Raw genomic sequence first — 21,469 nt, forward strand, 5'->3', positions numbered from 1 at the left:
TGATTTGTGCGCAGTCCTATCACGGTCGGTGATTGATCCGCCCCACCGACCAGCCAGCTTCGAGGCGTGTAATCTCGGTAACCGAAAGATTATCGATTCGGTGACTGAACGCCTCTTGCGCATCCACGTCCAAGGCACGTTGGATTTGAGTCAGGATTACGCCGAAATGAGCGACCACTACCAAATCGCGTCCTGAATTGTCGGCAATCAAGGTATCAACTACCGCATCGACCCGCGCGCGGACTTCATTCCAGCTTTCCCCATCTGGGGGTCTGACATCTCCGGGATTGTCCCAGTATGCAAAGCAAAGCTCGGGGTCTTCAGCCTCGATCTCTGCAAATGGGCGCAACTCCCATGTGCCAAAATTGATTTCGCGAAGATCGGCATGGTGCGGCAGACGCTGGCGTGTGCCTTGAATTGCACTGGCCGTGTCGGCGGCGCGTGACAAATCCGATGAAATCACGACGGCATTGGAGGGAAGGTGCGTTTCGAGACGGCCGATTGCAGCGTGATCGCTCAAGTCAGCGGGCAGATCGGACCAGCCTACCATGGTTTTGGCATGTGTCGGGCCGTGCCGTACCAAATGTAGCCGGGTCACAGGGGTGGTCCCTTTAGAACCAATGGTAGCCCGGCCGTGACCTGCACCACCCGATCCGCCTGTGCAGCAAGTGCTATGTTCAGGCGCCCCTGTGCCTCGCGGAACCGACGGGACAGCGCATTGTCAGGCACGATGCCGTGGCCGACTTCGTTCGAGACGATAACGATTTGCGCTGCACAGGTTTTCAACGCGTTCAGCAGTTTGGTTTGCGCTTCGTTAAGATTGCTCTCAGCGAGCAGGTGGTTGGTCAGCCACATGGTTGCACAGTCGATCAGGCAAACCTGATCCCGCGTCAGCTTTGCGAGTTCTGGTGTCAGATCGAATGGTGCTTCAATCGTCGTCCACCCGCTGCCTCGTTGTGCAATATGTTGCCTGATTTTTAGGCGCATCTCGTCATCAAACACTTGTGATGTTGCGAGGTAAATGCGATTTTTACCTGTAGAAACAACAGTTTGTTCCGCAAAAAGGGATTTTCCGGATGCCGCGCCGCCCAAGATAAAGGTTAAATCGGCATGCACTTTTATTACCTTTCTGGTGATCCAACCGGTTTTGCCCTGCGTATCGACCCTGAGTCGGCAAAGCAAGCCCGGCCAATCGCCTGTGAAAAAGGGAGATTTGCATGGCACTTGATAACGCACATGATTTTTCGATGTCCCGGCAGGCAATGAAGGCCGAATTGCTGGACGCAGAGACAGAGTTGAAGCTGGCCTATGCCTGGCGCGATGAACGCGATGAGAAAGCTCTGCACCGCCTGATCACGGCCTATATGCGGTTGGCAATTTCTATGGCAGCCAAATTCAAACGCTACGGCGCGCCGATGAATGATCTGATTCAAGAGGCGGGACTGGGTTTGATGAAAGCCGCCGACAAGTTTGATCCGGACCGGGGCGTTCGCTTTTCAACCTATGCGGTGTGGTGGATTAAGGCGAGCATTCAGGACTATGTGATGCGTAACTGGTCAATGGTGCGCACCGGTTCGACTTCTTCCCAGAAATCTCTCTTCTTCAATATGCGAAGGGTTCAGGCGCGTCTTGAACGTGAAGCGGCGACCGAAGGCATGGATTTGGATCGCCACCAGTTGCACCAGATGATCGCGGCTGAAATCGGTGTACCGTTGCGTGACGTCGAGATGATGGAAGGGCGGCTCGCCGGGTCCGATTTCTCACTGAATGCGATTCAGTCGGCGGATGAAGATGGGCGCGAGTGGATAGATGCGTTGGAAGATGACAGTGAACAAGCCGCCGAAGCGGTCGAGAACAATCATGATAGGCAGCAATTGCGCGAATGGTTGGTTACGGCCATGCAGGCTTTGAACGAGCGTGAGAGATTCATCGTCCGCGAACGAAAGTTGCGCGAACCCGCTCGGACTTTGGAAAGCCTCGGTCAGGAGCTTGGTCTGTCGAAAGAACGTGTGCGTCAGCTCGAGGCAGCAGCCTTCATAAAAATGCGCAAGAACCTTGAAGCTCAATCGCGCGAGGTGCAACACTTCTTCGCATGAAAGCACTTGCGATTCTTACAGCTTTTGTGTTGCTCGCCGCACTACCTCAGCCGGGCAGCGCCGATGAACTTATACCTCAGGATGTCTTGGACGATATGCAATCGGCAGACGTCGTTATTCTGGGTGAAATACATGACAACCCGCGACATCATCTCGTGCAGGCCGAAGCGGTTGCAGCAATTGCGCCATCTGCGGTTGTTTGGGAAATGGTGACCGAAGAAGGCGCACAGCGACTGGCGCAGAAAGCGGCGAGTAATCCTGAAGAGCTGTCCAGAATTCTGCGCTGGGCCGAGTCTGGTTGGCCCCCACTCAGCATGTATTACCCGGTTTTTCGCGCGGCCAATGTGCCCGTTTACGGCGCGATGGTGCCTCGAGCTGCCGCGCGTGCAGCTATGGAGCGCGGAGCAGCGACCACTTTAGGGGCGGACGCGGCCAGATATGGGCTGACAGTACCCTTGCCTGACGATGATCAGGCCGCGCGTGAGGCAGATCAACTTGCGGCCCATTGCGATGCTTTGCCTGCCGAGGCCTTGCCGCAGATGGTTGCAATTCAGCGTTTGCGGGACGCGGTGCTAACGCGTGCCATATTGCGGGCCGCGGATGAAACGGGCGGGCCGATTGCAGTGATCACGGGCAACGGCCATGCACGCAAAGATCGCGGAATACCAACTTTTTTGACGCGCTTGCGGCCCGGACTCAAAGTCTTTGTGCTCGGGCAATCTGAGGATGGGCTGATTGACGGAGACTTCGACGCCGTGATTGATAGCCCTACTGCAGAACGTGAAGATCCCTGCGAGGCCTTCGAGGCACAGAATTAACCGCTGGAACTGACCGGCGGCGTTGCCTAATGTCAGGGCCGACCGGGACGGGAAGGGCAAAACATGCTGTCATCCAAACGCATTCTGCTGATTATTGGTGGTGGGATCGCCGCCTATAAATCGCTGGATCTGATCCGGCGGCTGCGTGAACGCGGTGCCGCAGTGACGCCTGTATTAACGCGCGCCGCGGAGGAGTTCGTGACTCCCCTTTCCGTATCCGCATTGGCCGGTGAGAAGGTTTACAGGGACCTTTTTGATCTGACCGACGAAGCCGAGATGGGTCATATCCAACTGTCGCGTTCGGCAGATCTGGTCGTGGTTGCGCCCGCGACCGCTGATCTGATGGGCAAGATGGCAGGTGGCTTGGCGAATGATTTGGCCTCAACGCTGTTGATGGCAACCGATACACCCGTTCTGTGTGCACCCGCGATGAATGTTCGCATGTGGGAGCATCCAGCGACCCAACGCAACTTCTCGCAACTTGAAGCCGATGGAGTGCGATTTGTCGGCCCGAACGAGGGTGACATGGCCTGCGGAGAATATGGCCCGGGCCGCATGTCGGAACCGCTGGAGATTGTTGCTTCGATTGAAGCGCAATTTTCGGCCGGCCCATTGACTGGTAAGCGTATTTTGGTGACTTCGGGCCCGACATATGAACCGATTGATCCTGTGCGTTACATCGCAAACCGCTCGTCAGGTGCACAGGGCACGGCTGTGGCGCGTGCACTGGCAGCGCTGGGGGCTGAGGTTATTTTTGTTACAGGTCCGGCTGACGTTTCGCCCCCTGAAAGGGTGAATGTTGTACAGGTTGAGACGGCGCAGCAGATGTCAGATGCGGTGGACGCTGCGCTTCCTGTTGATGCTGGTGTATTCGCAGCCGCTGTGGCCGATTGGCGGGTATCCAGCGCCTCGGACAAGAAGCTAAAGAAAAGTCGCGATGGCCTGCCTGCACTTGAGTTCGCCGAGAACCCTGACATCCTGAAGCGCATTGCTCATATGGAAGATGGCCGACCCCTGTTGGTGGTGGGTTTTGCGGCTGAGACGGACAATGTGATCGAACATGCCACTGCAAAACGCGCCCGTAAGGGCTGTGACTGGATTGTTGCGAACGATGTCAGTCCCGCGACGGGCATCATGGGCGGGTCCGAAAATGCCGTGATCGTGATTTCGGAAGAGGGTGCCGAAGAATGGCCGCGCATGGGTAAAGACGAAGTGGCAAAGCGGTTGGCGGTTAAGATCGCTGGTGCGCTGACCAAATAGTAGTCGTTGAAATCTGAGGTGCAGTGATGGTGGCAATTCGTGTGATCCGAGAGGAAGGGGCTGATCATTCGGTGCCGTTACCCTCTTATGAAACATCTGGTGCGGCTGGTGCGGATGTACGGGCCAACTTGCCAAATGGTACGCCAATAATATTAGCTCCAGGTGAGCGCACCCTTGTGCCAACGGGCCTTAGGATCGAGATCCCGCTTGGTTTCGAAGTTCAGGTGAGGCCCCGCTCGGGCCTTGCGCTTAAACACGGGATCACCTTGCCGAATACCCCGGGTACGATCGACAGCGATTATCGCGGCCCGTTGGGGGTGATTGTGCTGAATGCGGGGCAGGAGCCTTTCGAAATCACCCATGGAGAGCGCATCGCGCAACTGATTGTTGCACCTGTGGTTCAGGCCATATTCCAGGACGCAGAGGTTCTGAGTGAGACCGACCGTGGCGCAGGCGGTTTCGGCTCGACCGGGCGGGGCTGATGCTTCTGGTTCTGATCCTGGCTGCCGCGCTATGGGGCGTTGGATATATCGCCGGTGTGTCGCGCGCCGCGCGTCTGGTTTCTGTTGGCGCTCTGCTAACGGGGGTGATCATTGCTCAACTTGTGCTGCCGGAGGGAAATCCGTTGCGTGAGGCAACTGGCGGGTCTGCAGCGATGTGGCTGATCCTCTCTGGCGTGGTTCTGCTAGCTCTGCTTTATGGGCGGGGCATCAAGGCGTTACGTAGTCGCGCTGCGTCCAGCCCAACCACGGAACCTGCCATGTCATCCGATCAGTTCAGCGAAACCGAACTTGAACGCTATGCCCGCCATATCGTTTTGCGTGAACTTGGTGGCCCGGGGCAAAAGCGGATGAAACAGGCGCGCGTGTTGGTGATCGGGGCCGGGGGCCTCGGCGCACCCGCTTTGCAATATCTCGCTGCCGTCGGAGTTGGCACCATTGGCGTGATCGATGATGACGCGGTCGAGAATGCGAACTTGCAGCGGCAGGTGATCCACCGTGATGCGGATATCGGGATGCCCAAGGTGTTTTCAGCCCAGCAAGCCATGGTGGCGCAGAACCCCAATGTCGTGGTTCTGCCCTATCATCGCCGCCTGACTGAAGAGATTGCTGCCGAACTGTTCGCTGATTTCGATCTGATCCTTGACGGCACCGACAATTTCGACACCCGCTATCTGACCAACCGGACGGCTGTGGCGCTGGGCAAGCCGTTGATCTCGGGAGCGTTGTCGCAATGGGAAGGGCAATTGAGCGTGTTCGACCCAGCCACTTCCGGTCCGTGCTATCAGTGTATATTTCCCGAAGCCCCGGCCCCTGGTCTGGCACCCTCTTGTGCCGAGGCAGGCGTAATCGGGCCGTTGCCAGGCGTCGTCGGCTCGATGATGGCGGTTGAGGCGATCAAGGTGATCACCGGTGCCGGGCAGGCGTTGCGGGGTGAGATGTTAATCTACGACGCGCTTTACGGCGAAAGCCGCAAGATCACATTGGCGCACCGCGAAGATTGTCCGATTTGCGGGTCAGGAGCTCAAAGTTCAGACTAGCTCTGGATCATTGCGTCGGGCGGTCTTAGCTATGAGGTCAAAGGAGACCTCAATGACCAACCCGATCCTGTCCGACTGGAATACGCCCTTCGAAATTGCCCCATTTGCGACGATCTCGGATGATGATTTCACTCCTGCGCTGGAGCAGGCGATGCAAGTGCATGATGCTGAGATCGATGCGATTGCGGCAAATCAAGACACGCCGACTTTCGCCAATACGATTGAAGCACTTGAAGCCGCCGGAGAGCAGATGGACAAAGTCTTGTCGGTGTTCTTCACCGTCGCAGGCGCTGACAGCAACCCCAAGCGCGAGGAACTCCAACGCGCGTTTTCACCGAAACTCGCAGCACATTACTCACGCATTTCTTCGAACAAATCCCTATTTCAGCGGGTGGCTGATCTGTGGGATCGGCGCGACGAATTGGGACTGACCGACGAACAGGCGCGCGTTCTGATGTTATCCCATCGAGGATTCGTGCGGGCTGGGGCCGCGTTGACCGGCGATGACGATGCGAGGATGCAAGAGCTCAAGGCCCGTCTGGCCTCATTGGGCACGTCTTTCACGCAGAATCTGTTGGCGGATGAACGGGATTGGTTCATGGAACTCGCCGAAGAAGACGTGCAGGGATTGCCCGGTTTTGTCGTCGATACAGCCCGGGCAGCCGGACAGGAAAAGGGCGCGGATGAGCCTGTGGTGACTCTGTCGCGATCGCTGATTGTGCCGTTTTTGCAGTTTTCACCTCGCCGCGATTTGAGAGAAAAAGCTTATCGTGCATGGACGGCGCGCGGCGCGAATGGCGGTGAGACTGATAATCGCGAGATTGCTACCGAAATCCTGAAACTGCGCGAAGAACGCGCCAAGCTGCTCGGCTATGACAGCTTTGCCGAATACAAGCTGGAAACCGAGATGGCACGGACACCTGATCGGGTGCGCGACCTTCTCATGCAGGTCTGGGAACCTGCAATAAAGCGAGCAGATGCAGACGCCGATGAGTTGACACAAATGATGCAAGAGGACGGCATCAACGGCCCGTTGGAAGCATGGGATTGGCGCTACTATGCCGAGAAACGGCGCAAAGCCGAACATGATCTGGATGAGGCGGCGCTGAAGCCCTATCTGCAACTGGATCGGATGATTGAAGCCTCGTTTGCCTGCGCCAATCGTCTGTTCGGGCTGGAATTTGCTCCGTTGGATGTGCCTCTCTACCATCCTGATTGTCGTGCGTGGGAGGTAACCCGGAACGGCGAACATGTTGCGGTCTTCATCGGAGACTACTTTGCACGTGGATCGAAACGATCAGGCGCATGGTGCAGCGCAATGCGGGGGCAGGCAAAGTTTCCGAAGGTACAGGCGCCTGTCGTTATCAATGTGTGCAACTTCGCCAAGGGTGACCCGGCGCTGCTGTCTTATGACGATGCGCGAACACTGTTCCACGAATTCGGCCACGCCCTGCACCAGATGTTGTCCAATGTGACCTATGAAAGCATTTCTGGCACCTCAGTGGCGCGTGATTTTGTCGAGTTGCCCAGCCAGCTTTACGAACACTGGCTGGAAGTGCCGGAGGTATTGGCCGAGTTTGCCACGCACGCGGATACCGGTGAGCCGATACCGCAGGAAATGCTAAAAAAGGTTCTGAAAGCGGCCAATTTCGATCAAGGCTTTCAGACTGTGGAATATGTTGCCTCGGCGCTGGTTGATCTGGCGTTCCACGATGGGGCAGCGCCCGCTGATCCGATGGACAAACAGGCCGAGGTTCTTGCGGAAATTGGGATGCCTTCTGCTATTGGCATGCGCCATGCCACCCCGCATTTCGCCCACGTCTTCGCGGGCGACGGCTATAGCTCGGGCTATTACAGCTATATGTGGTCCGAGGTTATGGACGCGGATGCCTTCGCCGCCTTCGAAGAAGCAGGCGGGGCGTTCGATCCAGAGCGTGCCAAATCGTTGGAGGACAATATCCTGTCTACGGGCGGATCACGCGAGGCTGAAGATCTCTATCTGGCCTTCCGTGGCCGCCTGCCAGGCGTCGAAGCCTTGCTTAAGGGTCGCGGTTTGATTGCTGCCTAGTAACCGAGGTCTCTATCGACGAGGTGCAGGAAGGGCTCTCCTGCCTCACCTCGTCGGATGTTTTCGCATATCACCTGTGCTGCTGTGACGGGGCGCGTTTCCGAGGCAATGTGCGGTGTGACAGTTACATTAGGATGCACCCAGTACGGATGGTTGACTGGGAGCGGTTCGATCCGGAATACATCCAGTGTGGCATGTCCGATCTGTCCCGAATTCAGCGCATGCAGCAAGGCGTCGTCATCAATCAAAGGCCCACGCCCCGGATTAACGATCTGTGCGCCTTTGGGAAGCAGGGCGAGCGTGTCTGCATTCAAGATGTTTTCGGTGGCAGGTGTATCGGGCAACAGGAGCACAACGATTTCTGCCTGCGACAGCGCTTCTCGCAACCCATCCTGCCCGTGCAGGCAGGTCACTCCGGGGATATCTTTTGCGGTACGGCTCCAGCCGATGACATGAAAATTCAATGCGGCCAGAGCGAGGGCCGCGGCCTCACCCAATGCGCCCAATCCCAATATGCAGACCGTGCGCTGAGAGGCCAGCGGCGGAGCATCCGGTGTCCACGTGCCATCCTGCTGCGTGATGTGACAGTCCATGCCAAGGTGATAGCGCAGTACGTGCCCAACCACCCATTCGGTCATGCCCTGCGTCAATCCACCATCGACCATCCGCGCCAGCGGAACTGTGAGGGTTTCATTGCCCGAGATCTTCTCAACCCCTGCCCAGAGGCTCAGCACCGCTTTGAGCTGCGAGAAGGGAGTGAAATCCTGTACCCCTCCGTTCGGGGCATAGACGATGTAGTCAACCTGATCTGCTGGGATGTCTTTGGCTAAGTGAAAATCCAGCCCCGCGTCGGTCAGGTATTGGCGCATCAGAGGCTCATACTCTGGCCACAACTCAGGGCGCGCGGAAAACAGGATATTCACGGGCATGGGGAACCTTTCAGCGGGGGCGGTGGATATGAGCGCTTTGGACAATGCCAAAGGCGGCCATCAGGACCAGCATGGCAGAACCGCCATAACTGACCATTGGCAGAGGCACGCCAACAACCGGGGCAAGCCCCATCACCATCGACATGTTGACGGCGAAGAACAGGAAGAAGTTTAGCGCAATGCCCAGCGTTACCAGCGACGAGAACCGATCCTTGGTCGACAGGGCAGTGACCATACAGAAGATCAGGATCAGGCCGTATAGGATCAGCAGGGTTATGCCACCGACAAAGCCGAACTCTTCCGCTAGAGTGGTGAAGATGAAGTCGGTGTGTTTTTCGGGTAGAAAATTAAGGCGTGACTGCGTGCCCTGCATAAAGCCGCGCCCGTTCCAGCCGCCTGACCCAAGCGCGATCTTCGACTGCGTGATGTGGTATCCCGCCCCGAGCGGGTCGGTGGAAGGATCGAGGAAGGTGTCGATTCGTCGGAACTGGTAGTCTTTGAGCAGTTGCCATTCCGTCCCTCGGCTGTTGAACACCGTGGCAATCAGTCCAACCCCCGCCGCGATGACGGCGGCGAAATAGGCCCAATGGACACCGGCCAGAAACATAAGACCTCCGCCAGCGGCAAGCAGCAGGATTGATGTGCCGAGATCGGGTTGTTTCAGAACCATAAATGTCGGAATCAGGATCAGAAGGACCGGGAAAATCACCCACAACGGTCGCGAGGTTTTATGGGCAGGCAGCCAATCGTAATAGGCAGCGAGGACCATCACCAACGCGACTTTCATGACCTCGGAAGGCTGGAGCCGCATGAACCCCAGATCAATCCAGCGCTGCGCGCCCATGCCGATGGTACCGAACAGTTCCACTACGATCAGCAATCCGATGGATCCCAGATAGGCCACGACCGACATATTGCGCCAGAACCAGATCGGAACGATGGCGACGATGAACATTGCCGCCAGCCCCAGGCCGAAACGCTCCATCTGAGGTTCGGCCCATGGCATCCAAGACCCGCCCGCCACCGAATACAGCATCAGGAACCCGGCGCTGGCGACGCTGATCAAAAGCAGCGTCAGCGGCCAGTTCATATAGAGGAACTTGCGGAAGCCCGAAGGCGTGGATTTGACGGCATATTCAAGATAACTCATGCGCGGTCCTTTTCATCAGGACGCGCTTTGGGGCGGCGATCCCCCTCAAGTCGCTTTTGTTGTTCCTTGATACGCTCGCGGTCACCAGCTGGGTAGGCTTCGAGCGGTGGAGTGCCGTTGTAAAGTGCCTGTAGCATGATGTCGCGCGCCACCGGTGCGGCTGCTTTGGAGCCGCCGCCGCCATGTTCCACCACCACGGCCACTGCGTATTTCGGATTGTCGTAGGGTGCGAAGCTTACGAACAGCGCGTGGTCCCGACGCTCCCACGGCAGGTCTTCGTTGCGGATTACCCCGGCGGCGCGCTCGGCTTTGGTGATGTTGCGCACCTGACTCGTACCCGTCTTACCGGCCATGCGAAACTCATCAGCGATGATCCGACTGCGGTATGCCGTGCCGCGCCGATTATTCGAGACCGAGAACATTGCCTTGCGCACTTGCTCAAGATTGTTGCGATTAACGGCCAGCGGTTCGCCTGCTCCCGAGGGCTGCTCGATCCCGTCAACCGAGCGCACCAGCCGTGGTTTTACCGCACGACCGGTCGCCAGTCGTGCAGTCATGACTGCCAGTTGGAGTGGTGATGCGAGCATGAAACCCTGACCGATCGAGGCATTCGCGGTGTCACCCACCAGCCAGTCCTGCCCGTGGATGCGTTGCTTCCATTCCTGATTAGGGGCAAGCCCCGCAGCTACCGCAGACATCGGGATGTCATGTTTGATACCCAACCCGAAAGTGTTTGCCATCTCGGAAATCTTGTCGATCCCAACGCGGATTGCCACGTCATAGTAGAATACATCGCAGCTACGCTTCAGCGATGTTTCAAGGTCAACTGACCCGTGCCCTCCGCGTTTCCAGCAGTGGAAGCGGCGGCTGCCGACTTTCATGTGACCGGGGCAGTACACCGTGTTGGAGGGGCTGATTACTCCGGCCTCCAGCGCGGCCATGGCAGTGACCATCTTGAAGGTTGATCCCGGTGGATAGGTGCCCTGTACCGTTTTGTTGGCCAGCGGGCGGTATTTGTCGTTCGTCAAAGTGCGATAGTCGGCCACTGAGATGCCGCGCACGAACAAGTTCGGATCGAAGCTCGGGGCCGAGCTGATGGCGCGGATGTCGCCAGTTTCGCAGTCCATCACGACGGCTGCGGCACTTTCGCCAGCCAGACGGGCCTGAGCATACTGCTGAAGATCGGCATCAACAGATAATTGCAGATCGGCCCCGGCAAGACCCTCTTGCCGGTCCAGTTCACGCATGACGCGGCCTGTGGCATTGACCTCGACCCGTTTTGCGCCAGCCTTGCCGCGCAAGCTGATTTCCTGCTTGGCTTCTAAACCAACCTTGCCAATCTGGAACCGTGGGATACGCAGAACCGGTTCGGGGTCCTCGATCTGACTCAGATCATAATCGCTGACCGGGCCCACATAACCGACGACATGGGCGAAATCCTCGTAGCGCGGGTATTGGCGCGTTGAGCCTACCTCGGGAGTGACACCAGGCAAGGCCGGAGCGTTGACGGCAACTTTTGAGATATCCTCCCACGTTACTTGGTCAGCCAATGTAACAGGCAAGAACGGGGCAGAGCGACGCATTTCCGTTTTGGCACGCTCAATTTCATCTGCGGTCAGCGGGATCAGCTCCGAGAGCTTGGAAATGACCTTGTCGATGTCGCCGGCATCCTCACGCACGATGACGATGCGATAAGACGGTGAGTTTTGCCCAATGATTTGCCCGTTTCGGTCGTAGATCCGGCCCCGGGTTGGTGGAATCAGGCGAATATTGATGCGGTTTTCTTCGGCCAGCAAGCGATACTCATCAGCCTGATCAACCTGCATGAACCGCATTCGGGCAGCGAGGCCACCAACAAAGGCCGCTTGCAATCCACCTAAAATCAAGGCGCGGCGCGGTAGCCGCTTGTAAGCCAGACCCTGAGGTTTTGGTTTTCTCTGTTTCATGACCGCACTCGGGGCATTGTGCTGTCCGCGACCGATTTTCGTCGCACACCAAAGGCACTTTGGCTCATCAGGACCATTAAGGGATAGATTGCGATTGTCAGTACTACTTGCACTACCACTGGCCCCAATGACGCCTGTTGCACTGACAGGATAGCAAGAAGGAGGCGGTTAAGTACAAAAACAACTGTGATTACGGCTCCGACAGTCGTCCATTCGCCTATAAATCCCAAATCTTTCATGCCAAAGGAGGCGGAATGGAGATAGGCCGCCCCTAACACCACCAATGCAGCCAGCAGACCGGGCGGGCGCTGTAACAACAAATCAGCCATGAACATGACGACGGCAATCGTCAGGATTGGAACGTATTCGGGTCGCCGCAATACCCACGCATAGGTAAGCGCGATCATGATATCTGGAAACGGTAGCCGATCAGGTTTCGTGTCCAGCGGCAACAAGTGCAGGAACATCACTATTATCGCCAAGGCGACATACAAGCTGCGTTTAGCCCAAAGAGAGGAGACCGACTTATCCATCGTTGACCCCTTGTGTGGTCAAAGCTGCTTCGGGCTGGCGCGGACCGACTATGTCTCCTGAATCGCTAATTGGTGGTGCGGACTGATAGCGTAGAACACGCAAGAATTCGAGACGCTCGAAATCGGCGGAAAGTCGTACGCGTAACCTGCCGCCCGGATCAACGCTGATCTGCCCAATCAACAGGCCGCCGGGGAATACTCCCCCATCGCCGGATGTCACAACACGGTCGCCGGGTCGAACCAGTTCCCGGTTTTCGAGAAATTCGACAGCGGGTGCAGAGGTATTATCACCGGTAATCAATGCAGTCTGACCCGATGGTTGTATGGTGGCGGGGATTGCGCTTGAGGCATCGGTCAACAGGATCACGCGCGAAGTATCGGAACCAACTCCCGAGATGCGCCCGACCACGCCAATCCCGTCCATCGTAGCCCAGCCATCCACGATACCATCTCGCTCGCCGACATTCAGCAGAACTGATTGCCGGAAGGGTGATCCGCTATCAGCCATTACGACGCCGGTAACGTAGGTCAGTCGCGGATCGAGGCGTACATTATTCAAATCCAGCAGGCGGGCGTTTTCCTGCTCCAGCTGTAATGCGGCCTCTTTCCAGGCGCGCATCAGGCGTAATTCGCTGCGTAGTTCCTGGTTTTGTTCGCTAAGGCGCTGGTAGCTTTGGAAATCACGCGACAGGTTGATCAACGCGGTAACCGGCACCATCGCCCACTCCATCGAAGGTACAACAGTGTCTACCACCTGAGCACGGAAACGTTCGACACGCGGGCTGTCGATGCGCCAGACCAAGAAGATACCCAGCAGGCATAAAACAACGATCCCCACAAGCAATCGGCGCAGGGGTGTCGTGTATTCGTCGCGCTGTGATCGGTCCTTTGCCACAGGTTACCTTCCCGTGCTGCTCGTGCCCGAGTTTTCGCACCCTAAGGGTGCGCGCCTTAGCTTTCGTAGTCAATCGCGTGGCGCAGTTGTTTTTCGTATTCCAGCGCTTTGCCGGTGCCCAAAGCCACACAATTCAGGCTTTCATCAGCGATTGACACGGCCAGCCCGGTCTGTTCGCGGAGAGCCAGATCCAAATCGCCCAATAGCGCACCGCCACCGGTCAGCATGACGCCGCGGTCGACGATATCAGCCGCCAGATCGGGCGGTGTGGTTTCCAGCGCGGTCATCACCGCCTCGCAGATCGCCTGAACGGGCTCGGACAGTGCTTCGGCCACCTGAGCCTGGCTGATCTCGATTTCCTTAGGCACGCCGTTCAACAGATCGCGGCCTCGGATATGCATCGACTGCCCACGCCCATCATCGGGCATCCGCGCAGTGCCGATTGTGGTCTTGATGCGCTCAGCGGTCGATTCACCGACCAACAGGTTCTGCTGGCGACGCAGATACGAGATGATTGCCTCGTCCATGCGGTCACCACCCACGCGGACCGAACGAGCATAAACGATGTCACCCAGTGACAGAACCGCCACTTCAGTGGTGCCACCGCCGATATCAACGACCATGTTGCCGGTCGGGTCGGTGATCGGCATGCCCGCACCGATCGCGGCTGCAATCGGTTCTGCAATCAGGCCCGCGCGTCGCGCGCCTGCAGATAGAACCGATTGACGGATTGCGCGTTTTTCAACGGGTGTCGCGCCATGGGGGACACAAACGATGATCTTGGGTTTCGAGAAAGTTGAGCGTTTGTGCACTTTGCGGATAAAGTGTTTGATCATCTCTTCAGCGGTGTCAAAGTCAGCGATGACGCCCTCGCGCATCGGGCGGATCGCTTCGATCGAACCCGGGGTTCGGCCCAGCATCAATTTGGCATCCTCGCCGACGGCCAGAACCTTCTTCACGCCATCCTTGACGTGGTAGGCAACAACCGACGGTTCGGACAGGATCACACCGCGCCCTTTGACGTAAACAAGCGTGTTCGCTGTTCCGAGGTCTATAGCCATGTCCGCTGTGAACAGGCCGCCCAGAGTGCCAAAGATGCCCATATTTCCCTGATCCCGTTTGTCCGAATTTCCACTGCCCGCGACTCGACGGTTCCGGGACGGATGCCTTATAGGGTGCCAACTCGTCCGGTTAAAGGGCTGATTCCACGATAGTCAGCACCTTTCCGCCTTATTGGTAGGGACTTTAGAAGGCAAAATGCTCTCATATCAACATATTTACCACGCTGGAAATCTGGCTGATGTACAAAAGCACGCTTTATTGGCGTGGACGCTGCGGTATCTGACCCAAAAGGACAAGCCGATCAGTTATATCGAGACGCATTCGGGGCGTGGTCTGTATGCACTTGACGCGGCTGAAGCAGTCCGGACGGGAGAAGCGGCTGCCGGGATCGCGCGTGCGCAGCGTGAGGGTTGGTTTGATCCTGATCACCCAATGATGCAGGTGCTGGGGGCCATGCAGGCCCGATATGGCACGCCTGCTTATCCCGGTTCCCCATTGATCGCGGCAAATCTGCTGAGAGAACAGGACAGTTTGCACCTTGCTGAATTGCATCCTCAGGAACATGCGGCACTGACTACTACACTGTCGCCGTACAGGGCGAAGGTTTACCGGCAAGACGGCTTCGAACTTGCGCAATCTCTGCTGCCACCGACGCCCCGGCGAGGGATGATGCTGATCGATCCCAGCTATGAAGTGAAGGCAGACTATGACCGGTTGCCTGGGGTGATCGCGAAATTGCATCGCAAGTGGAATGTGGGGGTGATCGCACTCTGGTATCCAATCCTGACGGATGCGCGCCACAAGGCTATGATTTCATCACTGAAATCCGCCGGATATCCCAAAACGATTTGCCATGAGGTCACGTTCGCTCCAGCGCGTGAAGGTCATCGTATGGTTGGATCAGGCATGTTCATATTGAATGCACCCTTTGGAATTGAAGACGAAACGCGCCGCCTGACGGAGATGTTCGCTCAACTCTGAAACGCATGAATTAGACAGGGAAAACACCCGTCCTGTTCGCCTGCATCAAAGATGCTCTCAAACGCGTTGGGCCCGGAAGCGCGCCATAGGCACGCTGCCGGGCCCAAAACCCAAGAAGGGTTGGCGAAGTCGAGCCACCGCGGGTGCGGGAGCCTTTGACCCTTGGATCAGGTTAAGTCTTTGTAGCTGATTTCGCGTGTATCGGCACCAGGGCCAGCTTTTTCACGACGCATGATCAGGCGATTCAGCGCGTGGATATAAGCTTTGGCCGAGGCAACAACGGTATCCGTATTTGCTGACTGACCGGTGGCAATCATGCCATCCTCTTCCAACCGGACCGAAACCGTGGCTTGCGCGTCTGTACCTTCGGTCACTGCGTGAACCTGATACAGCTGCAGATGCGCCTTGTTCGGGTAAATCGCTCGGATCGCTTTGAAAGTCGCGTCCACCGGTCCGTCGCCATGCTCGGTGGCGATAACATCTTTGCCATCGAACTCAAGCTCTACCGTCGATTCAGCCTGACCACCTGTACCACAGGTCACTTTCATTGACACCAATTGCAAACGATCGTCGTCGTCGTCCAGCGACATCAAGGCGATCAGATCGTCGTCAAACACCTCTTTCTTGCGATCTGCAAGATCCTTGAAGCGCACAAATATATCCTTGAGCTGGTTGTCTCCGACCTCAAAACCCAGCGTCTCAAGCTTGTCGCGCAGTGCAGCCCGGCCCGAGTGCTTGCCCAGCGGCAATGACGTGCCTGAAAGACCAATATCCTCGGGCCGCATGATCTCAAAATTCTCGCGGTTTTTCAGCATTCCGTCTTGGTGAATACCGCTTTCATGGGCGAAAGCATTTTTACCCACAATGGCCTTGTTGAACTGGACAGGAAAGCCCGCCACCGTCGCCACCCTGCGCGAGATATGCATGATCTTGGTGGTGTCGATGCCGGTGTGCCAAGGCATGATGTCGTTACGGGTGCGCAACGCCATAACAACTTCTTCCAACGCGGTGTTGCCCGCGCGCTCTCCGAGACCGTTGATGGTGCATTCGATTTGGCGCGCCCCACCCGCGACTGCGGCCAGAGAGTTCGCGGTCGCCATGCCAAGGTCGTTATGGCAATGCGTTGCAAAGACCACCTCATCTGCGCCGGGAACCGTTTCGATCAGGCGCTTGATCAGGTCGGCAGACTCGACCGGGGCGGTGTAGCCGACAGTATCGGGAATGTTGATTGTGGTCGCACCCGCTTTGATCGCAATCTCGATTACGCGGCACAGATAATCCCACTCGGTCCGCGTTGCATCCATCGGCGACCATTGCACGTTTTCGCACAGGTTGCGCGCATGGGTGACCGTTTCGTGGATCTTGTCGGCCATCTCATCCATCGTCAGGTTCGGGATGGCGCGATGCAGCGGCGAGGTGCCGATGAATGTATGAATCCGGTTCTTCTCGGCGTGTTTCACGGCCTCCCAACAGCGGTCTATATCGGCAAAATTGGCGCGGGCCAGACCGCAGATGCGGCTGTTCTTCGACCGTTCGGCGATCTCGGATACTGCCTTGAAGTCGCCTTCCGATGCGATCGGAAATCCTGCTTCAATGATATCGACGCCCATCTCATCCAAAAGCTCGGCAATCTCCAGCTTTTCATCGTGAGTCATAGTCGCGCCCGGGCTTTGCTCGCCATCGCGCAATGTGGTGTCGAAGATCACGACGCGGTCTTGGTCGGTCACGTTTGTCATGGGGTTCTCTTTCTTCTTCTGTCCTAAAGCCTCTTGGCGCGCGGGCGTCCTCCTCTGAGCGGGCGCGCCGGATGGCACGCTCAGAGGCGGATTAGGATCAGTAGACCACGCAGCGATGCACCGCAGGATGCGGCGTCCGCAAAAGCGATATCTGCGCGGTTGATCATGGGCTTCAGCTTATACAGGGCGCATGGCGAATGAAAAGCGGGAAAATGAACCCTAGTTGAAATTGATTGAGCTGTTGAAGGGACTTGGTTTCCTTCTAGCTCTGAAGTCATGGAAACCGCTTTAATCATAGGTGCATCTGGTGGAATTGGGCGCGCGCTGAGCGAGTTGTTGCAAGCGCGGGGCGTTGAGGTGACGCGATTGTCACGGTCTGTGGATGGGTTTGACCTGACGGACCCTGATGGGGTTGCGCGGATTTCGAATACTCTCGCTGATCCGTTCGATCTGATTATCGTTGCATCTGGCGCGCTTGAGATAAACGGGGCTGAACCTGAGAAGTCGATGCGCGCCGTGTCAGCCCGCGCGATGATGGACCAGTTTGCCCTGAATGCTATTGGCCCGGCATTGGTCCTCAAACAGGCTCACAGGCTGTTACCACGTGACCGGAAGGCAGCTTTCGTTGTGTTGTCGGCGCGCGTTGGGTCAATTGAAGACAATCGACTTGGTGGTTGGGTAAGCTATCGTGCATCGAAGGCTGCGGTGAACCAGATCGTGCATACAGCCGCGATTGAGCTGGCGCGCACGCATAAACAAGCTGCGTGTGTCGTGATGCATCCCGGCACTGTTAAGACTGCATTTACGAAGAAATATCTCGGTCGCCACCCTGCAGTCGAGCCCGAAGAGGTGGCGGAAAATTTGCTTGCCGTTATCGCAGGGCTCTCACCAACCGACACGGGCGGATTTTTTGACTGGGCTGGCAAGCGCGTGCCTTGGTAGGGCTTTTTTAGCCGTCACTCGTATCTGCGTTATCCGTATCGGTCTGAGGTTCTGAAGGTTCGGCCTCTGGTTCTGGATCAGATGTCTCAGCAGGGGTATCTGTTTCACGCGCCAGCGTATCATTTTCCCAGATCCCAGATTCAACTTCACCACCGGCGAAACGCATTGTGCCTTCACCGTGACGCTTATTGTTCAGAAAATTGCCTTCGTAGACGTCGCCTGTTTCATAGGTTGCTATGCCAGCACCGTTGATTTTTCCGTCAGACCATTCGCCCGTATAACTGAAACCGCCGGGGCGAGTGAGCGTTCCTAGTCCGTGGCGTTTGCCATCCTTAAACTCGCCTTCATATATAATACCGTCCGGGAACGTGGCTTTGCCTTTCCCTTGCCGGACACCATCGACCCAATCTCCGTCATAACGATAGCCGTTGGCGAAGGTCAGAACTCCTTTGCCATGACTGCGCGCGTTTTTAAACTGCCCCGAATAGACAGTTCCATTTGGATAGGTCGCTGTTCCGGTGCCTTCAAATACGCCTGCAACCCAGTCGCCGTCATATACAGTGCCGTTCGGATAGGTCGTCCTCCCTTTGCCGTGCTGCAGGTCATCCAGAAAGTCACCGACATAAACGGAACCATCCGCATAGGTTACCTCGCCCAATCCCGCGATCTGACCATCTGACCATTCGCCGGTATAGCGAAAGCCGTCAGTGCCGGTAAATGTGCCTTGTCCCTGACGCAGGTCGTCGGCGAAATTACCTTCATAGACCGCGCCACTGGCGTACGTGACTTTGCCTTCGCCCTGACGTCGCCCATTGATCAGCGCGCCTTCGTAGACGTCACCATTGGGGTGTGTGAGCCGACCGGTTCCGGTCATATTGTCATCAAGCCAGTCACCGGTATAGGTCAATCCGCCAGTCAGATTCAGAGTGCCCGTACCAGCACGTTTCCCGGCTTTGACATCGCCATCATAAGTGCTGCCGTCAGCGTAGGTGATCTTGGCCTTGCCTTCTTTTTGGCCGTCCAGCCAATCACCATCGTAGATATATCCGTCGGCACTGGTCAGCACGCCCTGACCGTGGCGCTTAGCTTCCTTGAACGTGCCCTCGTACCGCATGCCATTGGTGTACTCGGCAATACCGTCGCCATTGATCGCACCTTTGGACCATTCACCTTCATAGGTTTGCCCGTCGGCGTAAACGATCTTTCCGAGTCCTTCAGGTTGGCCTTTTACGAAATCGCCTTCGTAGACCGAACCATTGGCGTATCGTGCCGTACCCTTACCCTGAATCTCTCCTTCGACCCACTCACCGGAATATTCGAACCCGCTGGGCAGCCGATAAGTGCCTGTGCCGTGTCGCAGGCCGTTCTCGAATGTGCCTTCGTAAACACCCCCGACGTCGTCGTCGGCTATGATGATCTGATCATTTTGCTGGGCCGCTGCAATTTGCGTCAGCATGGCGAATGTAGCAGCGGTAAGGGATGTGCGGATCGCGTTCATATTTGTACCTGCCTGCGGTTCTTATGAGATGTTGGCGCAAAACTAGGATACCGCAGGGGGCAGAGCAACGGGTTTTGCCGCATTTGCCTTTCACTCGCGCTGTGATCTGCTAAATCCCTGAGGGACTGACGAGGGCAAGAGGGCAAAATGGCCGACCGTTTCCGCATCACTCTGGCGCAACTGAACCCAACCGTTGGGGATATCGAAGGGAATGCCGCAAAGGCTGCTGCGGCTTGGCAGCAAGGGCGCGCGGCGCAGGCTGATTTGGTGGCGCTGCCTGAGATGTTCATCACCGGTTACAATACTCAGGACCTGGTGATGAAGCCTGTGTTTCATCGTGCGGCGATGCAAGCTGTGCAGGCGCTGGCGGAAGACTGCGCCGAGGGCCCTGCGCTGGCAATCGGAGGTCCTTGGGTCGAGGAAGACAAGCTTTATAACGCGTATCTGGTCCTCAAAGGTGGGAAGATCGTAAGCAAGGTTCTCAAGCATCACTTGCCAAATGAAACCGTCTTTGACGAGGTTCGGCTCTATGACGCAGGTCCAATGGGTGGGCCCTATGCGGTCGGTAACGTCCGGGTGGGGAGTCCGATTTGCGAGGATGGCTGGCACGAGGATGTCGCCGAAACGCTCGAGGAAACCGGGGCTGAGTTCCTGTTAATCCCCAATGGGTCGCCCTATTTCCGAGACAAATACGACATCCGGCTGAACCATATGGTGGCGCGTACGGTCGAGACAGGCTTGCCAGTGATCTATCTGAACATGGTCGGCGGGCAGGATGATCAGGTTTTTGATGGTGCCACTTTTGGTCTGAACCCCGGCGGAGAGCTTGCATTCCGTATGCCGGTCTTTGATGAAGCGGTGCAAAACATCGATCTGATGCGCACCGACGACGGCTGGCGAATCGATCTTGCAGAGGTGGTGCCGCAGCCAGATGCATGGGAGCAGGACTATCGCGCTATGGTGCAGTCCTTGCGCGACTACATGGCTAAAACCGGCTTTAAAAAGGCGGTGCTTGGCTTGTCGGGGGGTGTTGACTCAGCATTGGTTGCGACGATTGCGGTAGATGCCATCGGGACGAATAATGTGCGCTGCGTTATGTTGCCATCAGAATATACCAGCCAAAGCTCTCTGGATGATGCCGAAGCCGTCGCCAAGGCGCTGGGTGTTCACTATGATTTCGTGCCGATTTCCGAAGGCCGGACCGCGGTGACCAACACGCTTGCGCCGCTGTTTGCCGGGCGCGATGAGGATTTGACCGAAGAAAACGTTCAGTCGCGCCTGCGTGGTTTGCTGTTGATGGCGATCTCGAACAAGTTTGGCGAGATGCTGCTGACGACCGGCAACAAGTCCGAGGTCGCGGTAGGATATGCTACTATTTATGGCGACATGAACGGGGGCTACAATCCGATCAAGGACCTGTACAAAACCCGCGTGTTTGAGACCTGTCGCTGGCGCAATGCCAATCACCGCGATTGGATGATGGGCCCCGAAGGAGAGGTCATCCGTCCCTCGGTCATCGATAAGCCACCGAGCGCTGAATTGCGTGAAGATCAGAAAGACAGCGACAGCCTGCCGGATTACCCAGTTCTGGACGCCATTCTTGATATATTGGTGGATCAGGATGGCTCGATAGCCGATTGCGTAGCGGCGGGTTTTGACGAAGGCGACGCGCGGCGCGTTGAGCACCTGATTTACATCAGTGAGTACAAGCGCTTCCAGTCCGCGCCGGGCACCCGGCTGACCCCGCGGGCCTTCTGGTTGGATCGTCGTTACCCGATTGTAAATCGCTGGCGCGATCAGAATTAAGACCCGGATCAGTTTCTATCGCTATGATTGTTTCCAATTCGTCGGCAGTTGGCTTCGGCCATCATAATTGTCCATATATAATAACTGGTTGTGGAGGTCTTGCGCACGTTCGGCTTGTAATTGGGTCCTTTTTTTGCCACATTTATGTCAGAGGTTCGCCTTGTATGAGGCGAATGTGACGTAATCCGGTATGCCGCTCTGCTATTTCA

19 protein-coding genes are annotated in these 21,469 nt (G+C 56.8%); 9 read left to right on the forward strand and 10 right to left on the reverse strand.

Annotated elements, in window-relative coordinates:
• Window positions 1–19: 19 nt before the first annotated feature.
• Both AC2FI7_RS12700 and cobU read right to left on the reverse strand, forming a co-directional pair.
• Window positions 20–598 (reverse strand): histidine phosphatase family protein, encoded by a 579-nt coding sequence (locus tag AC2FI7_RS12700; protein WP_010442875.1) that lies wholly within the window; start codon window positions 596–598, stop codon window positions 20–22.
• The gene (gene cobU, locus AC2FI7_RS12705; RefSeq protein ID WP_010442876.1) at window positions 595–1,116 is read right to left on the reverse strand and encodes a bifunctional adenosylcobinamide kinase/adenosylcobinamide-phosphate guanylyltransferase; all 522 of its coding nucleotides are present in this window, start codon (window positions 1,114–1,116) and stop codon (window positions 595–597) included. Before cobU ends, AC2FI7_RS12700 begins: the two co-directional genes overlap by 4 nt.
• Before the next feature lie 101 nt (window positions 1,117–1,217).
• Between cobU and AC2FI7_RS12710 the strand changes: the two genes are divergently transcribed.
• From AC2FI7_RS12710 to AC2FI7_RS12735, 6 genes are all read left to right on the forward strand, one after another.
• Window positions 1,218–2,096, forward strand: a complete 879-nt coding sequence (locus AC2FI7_RS12710) for an RNA polymerase factor sigma-32 (RefSeq protein WP_010442877.1) — start codon at window positions 1,218–1,220, stop codon at window positions 2,094–2,096.
• Window positions 2,093–2,914 (forward strand): ChaN family lipoprotein, encoded by an 822-nt coding sequence (locus AC2FI7_RS12715; protein WP_496816104.1) that lies wholly within the window; start codon window positions 2,093–2,095, stop codon window positions 2,912–2,914. Before AC2FI7_RS12710 ends, AC2FI7_RS12715 begins: the two co-directional genes overlap by 4 nt.
• A gap of 63 nt (window positions 2,915–2,977) precedes the next feature.
• Window positions 2,978–4,174 (forward strand): bifunctional phosphopantothenoylcysteine decarboxylase/phosphopantothenate--cysteine ligase CoaBC, encoded by a 1,197-nt coding sequence (coaBC, locus tag AC2FI7_RS12720; protein ID WP_010442879.1) that lies wholly within the window; start codon window positions 2,978–2,980, stop codon window positions 4,172–4,174.
• A gap of 26 nt (window positions 4,175–4,200) precedes the next feature.
• A complete protein-coding gene (gene dut / locus AC2FI7_RS12725) occupies window positions 4,201–4,656 on the forward strand; it encodes a dUTP diphosphatase (protein ID WP_010442880.1) in 456 nt (151 codons plus the stop codon).
• A complete protein-coding gene (locus AC2FI7_RS12730; protein ID WP_010442881.1) occupies window positions 4,656–5,714 on the forward strand; it encodes a HesA/MoeB/ThiF family protein in 1,059 nt (352 codons plus the stop codon). Before dut ends, AC2FI7_RS12730 begins: the two co-directional genes overlap by 1 nt.
• 52 nt (window positions 5,715–5,766) lie before the next feature.
• On the forward strand, window positions 5,767–7,782 hold the full coding sequence (locus AC2FI7_RS12735) for a M3 family metallopeptidase (RefSeq protein WP_010442882.1): 2,016 nt from the start codon (window positions 5,767–5,769) through the stop codon (window positions 7,780–7,782).
• Here the strand turns inward: AC2FI7_RS12735 and AC2FI7_RS12740 are convergent.
• The 6 genes from AC2FI7_RS12740 to AC2FI7_RS12765 are packed head-to-tail and all read right to left on the reverse strand — an operon-like array spanning window position 7,779 to window position 14,338.
• Window positions 7,779–8,711 (reverse strand): 2-hydroxyacid dehydrogenase, encoded by a 933-nt coding sequence (locus tag AC2FI7_RS12740; RefSeq protein ID WP_010442883.1) that lies wholly within the window; start codon window positions 8,709–8,711, stop codon window positions 7,779–7,781. The two genes, AC2FI7_RS12735 and AC2FI7_RS12740, sit on opposite strands and share 4 nt — an antisense overlap.
• Before the next feature lie 10 nt (window positions 8,712–8,721).
• On the reverse strand, window positions 8,722–9,861 hold the full coding sequence (gene rodA / locus AC2FI7_RS12745; protein ID WP_010442884.1) for a rod shape-determining protein RodA: 1,140 nt from the start codon (window positions 9,859–9,861) through the stop codon (window positions 8,722–8,724).
• The gene (gene mrdA, locus AC2FI7_RS12750; protein ID WP_010442885.1) at window positions 9,858–11,807 is read right to left on the reverse strand and encodes a penicillin-binding protein 2; all 1,950 of its coding nucleotides are present in this window, start codon (window positions 11,805–11,807) and stop codon (window positions 9,858–9,860) included. The genes rodA and mrdA overlap by 4 nt, the downstream gene beginning before the upstream one ends.
• Window positions 11,804–12,340, reverse strand: a complete 537-nt coding sequence (locus tag AC2FI7_RS12755) for a hypothetical protein (protein WP_010442886.1) — start codon at window positions 12,338–12,340, stop codon at window positions 11,804–11,806. Before AC2FI7_RS12755 ends, mrdA begins: the two co-directional genes overlap by 4 nt.
• The gene (gene mreC / locus AC2FI7_RS12760; protein ID WP_010442887.1) at window positions 12,333–13,235 is read right to left on the reverse strand and encodes a rod shape-determining protein MreC; all 903 of its coding nucleotides are present in this window, start codon (window positions 13,233–13,235) and stop codon (window positions 12,333–12,335) included. Before mreC ends, AC2FI7_RS12755 begins: the two co-directional genes overlap by 8 nt.
• 56 nt (window positions 13,236–13,291) lie before the next feature.
• Entirely contained in the window at window positions 13,292–14,338 is a 1,047-nt protein-coding gene (locus tag AC2FI7_RS12765; RefSeq protein WP_010442888.1) for a rod shape-determining protein, read from the reverse strand.
• A 154-nt stretch (window positions 14,339–14,492) separates the two neighbouring features.
• Between AC2FI7_RS12765 and AC2FI7_RS12770 the strand changes: the two genes are divergently transcribed.
• The gene (locus AC2FI7_RS12770; protein WP_010442889.1) at window positions 14,493–15,278 is read left to right on the forward strand and encodes a 23S rRNA (adenine(2030)-N(6))-methyltransferase RlmJ; all 786 of its coding nucleotides are present in this window, start codon (window positions 14,493–14,495) and stop codon (window positions 15,276–15,278) included.
• Window positions 15,279–15,445: 167 nt separating this feature from the next.
• On the opposite strand, the gene AC2FI7_RS12775 is transcribed toward AC2FI7_RS12770, so the two are convergent.
• Window positions 15,446–17,014, reverse strand: a complete 1,569-nt coding sequence (locus tag AC2FI7_RS12775) for a 2-isopropylmalate synthase (RefSeq protein ID WP_010442890.1) — start codon at window positions 17,012–17,014, stop codon at window positions 15,446–15,448.
• A 276-nt stretch (window positions 17,015–17,290) separates the two neighbouring features.
• Here AC2FI7_RS12775 and AC2FI7_RS12780 point away from each other — a divergent pair, with 276 nt between their 5' ends.
• Window positions 17,291–17,956: an SDR family NAD(P)-dependent oxidoreductase gene (locus AC2FI7_RS12780; protein ID WP_120981254.1), complete on the forward strand. Its 666-nt coding sequence runs from the start codon at window positions 17,291–17,293 to the stop codon at window positions 17,954–17,956.
• A 7-nt stretch (window positions 17,957–17,963) separates the two neighbouring features.
• Here the strand turns inward: AC2FI7_RS12780 and AC2FI7_RS12785 are convergent, their stop codons facing one another.
• Window positions 17,964–19,454 carry a 2-isopropylmalate synthase gene (locus AC2FI7_RS12785; RefSeq protein WP_010442488.1) on the reverse strand — a complete coding sequence of 497 codons (1,491 nt, stop codon included), beginning with the start codon at window positions 19,452–19,454 and terminating at the stop codon, window positions 17,964–17,966.
• A 147-nt stretch (window positions 19,455–19,601) separates the two neighbouring features.
• Between AC2FI7_RS12785 and AC2FI7_RS12790 the strand changes: the two genes are divergently transcribed.
• Window positions 19,602–21,260, forward strand: coding sequence for an NAD+ synthase (locus tag AC2FI7_RS12790; RefSeq protein WP_496816105.1), 1,659 nt, complete (start codon window positions 19,602–19,604; stop codon window positions 21,258–21,260).
• The last annotated feature ends 209 nt before the right edge of the window (window positions 21,261–21,469 follow it).

The organism is Ruegeria sp. YTSA064 (assembly GCF_059610325.1).

Coding starts and splice junctions, on each gene's coding strand:
- mrdA (WP_010442885.1), bottom strand. CDS start 11,807: ATGAAACAGAGAAAACCAAAACCTCAGGGTCTGGCTTACAAGCGGCTA.
- AC2FI7_RS12765 (WP_010442888.1), bottom strand. CDS start 14,338: ATGGGCATCTTTGGCACTCTGGGCGGCCTGTTCACAGCGGACATGGCT.
- AC2FI7_RS12770 (WP_010442889.1), top strand. CDS start 14,493: ATGCTCTCATATCAACATATTTACCACGCTGGAAATCTGGCTGATGTA.
- AC2FI7_RS12710 (WP_010442877.1), top strand. CDS start 1,218: ATGGCACTTGATAACGCACATGATTTTTCGATGTCCCGGCAGGCAATG.
- AC2FI7_RS12735 (WP_010442882.1), top strand. CDS start 5,767: ATGACCAACCCGATCCTGTCCGACTGGAATACGCCCTTCGAAATTGCC.
- AC2FI7_RS12730 (WP_010442881.1), top strand. CDS start 4,656: ATGCTTCTGGTTCTGATCCTGGCTGCCGCGCTATGGGGCGTTGGATAT.
- AC2FI7_RS12775 (WP_010442890.1), bottom strand. CDS start 17,014: ATGACAAACGTGACCGACCAAGACCGCGTCGTGATCTTCGACACCACA.
- rodA (WP_010442884.1), bottom strand. CDS start 9,861: ATGAGTTATCTTGAATATGCCGTCAAATCCACGCCTTCGGGCTTCCGC.
- AC2FI7_RS12785 (WP_010442488.1), bottom strand. CDS start 19,454: ATGAACGCGATCCGCACATCCCTTACCGCTGCTACATTCGCCATGCTG.
- AC2FI7_RS12740 (WP_010442883.1), bottom strand. CDS start 8,711: ATGCCCGTGAATATCCTGTTTTCCGCGCGCCCTGAGTTGTGGCCAGAG.
- AC2FI7_RS12790 (WP_496816105.1), top strand. CDS start 19,602: ATGGCCGACCGTTTCCGCATCACTCTGGCGCAACTGAACCCAACCGTT.
- AC2FI7_RS12715 (WP_496816104.1), top strand. CDS start 2,093: ATGAAAGCACTTGCGATTCTTACAGCTTTTGTGTTGCTCGCCGCACTA.
- AC2FI7_RS12755 (WP_010442886.1), bottom strand. CDS start 12,340: ATGGATAAGTCGGTCTCCTCTCTTTGGGCTAAACGCAGCTTGTATGTC.
- dut (WP_010442880.1), top strand. CDS start 4,201: ATGGTGGCAATTCGTGTGATCCGAGAGGAAGGGGCTGATCATTCGGTG.
- AC2FI7_RS12780 (WP_120981254.1), top strand. CDS start 17,291: ATGGAAACCGCTTTAATCATAGGTGCATCTGGTGGAATTGGGCGCGCG.
- coaBC (WP_010442879.1), top strand. CDS start 2,978: ATGCTGTCATCCAAACGCATTCTGCTGATTATTGGTGGTGGGATCGCC.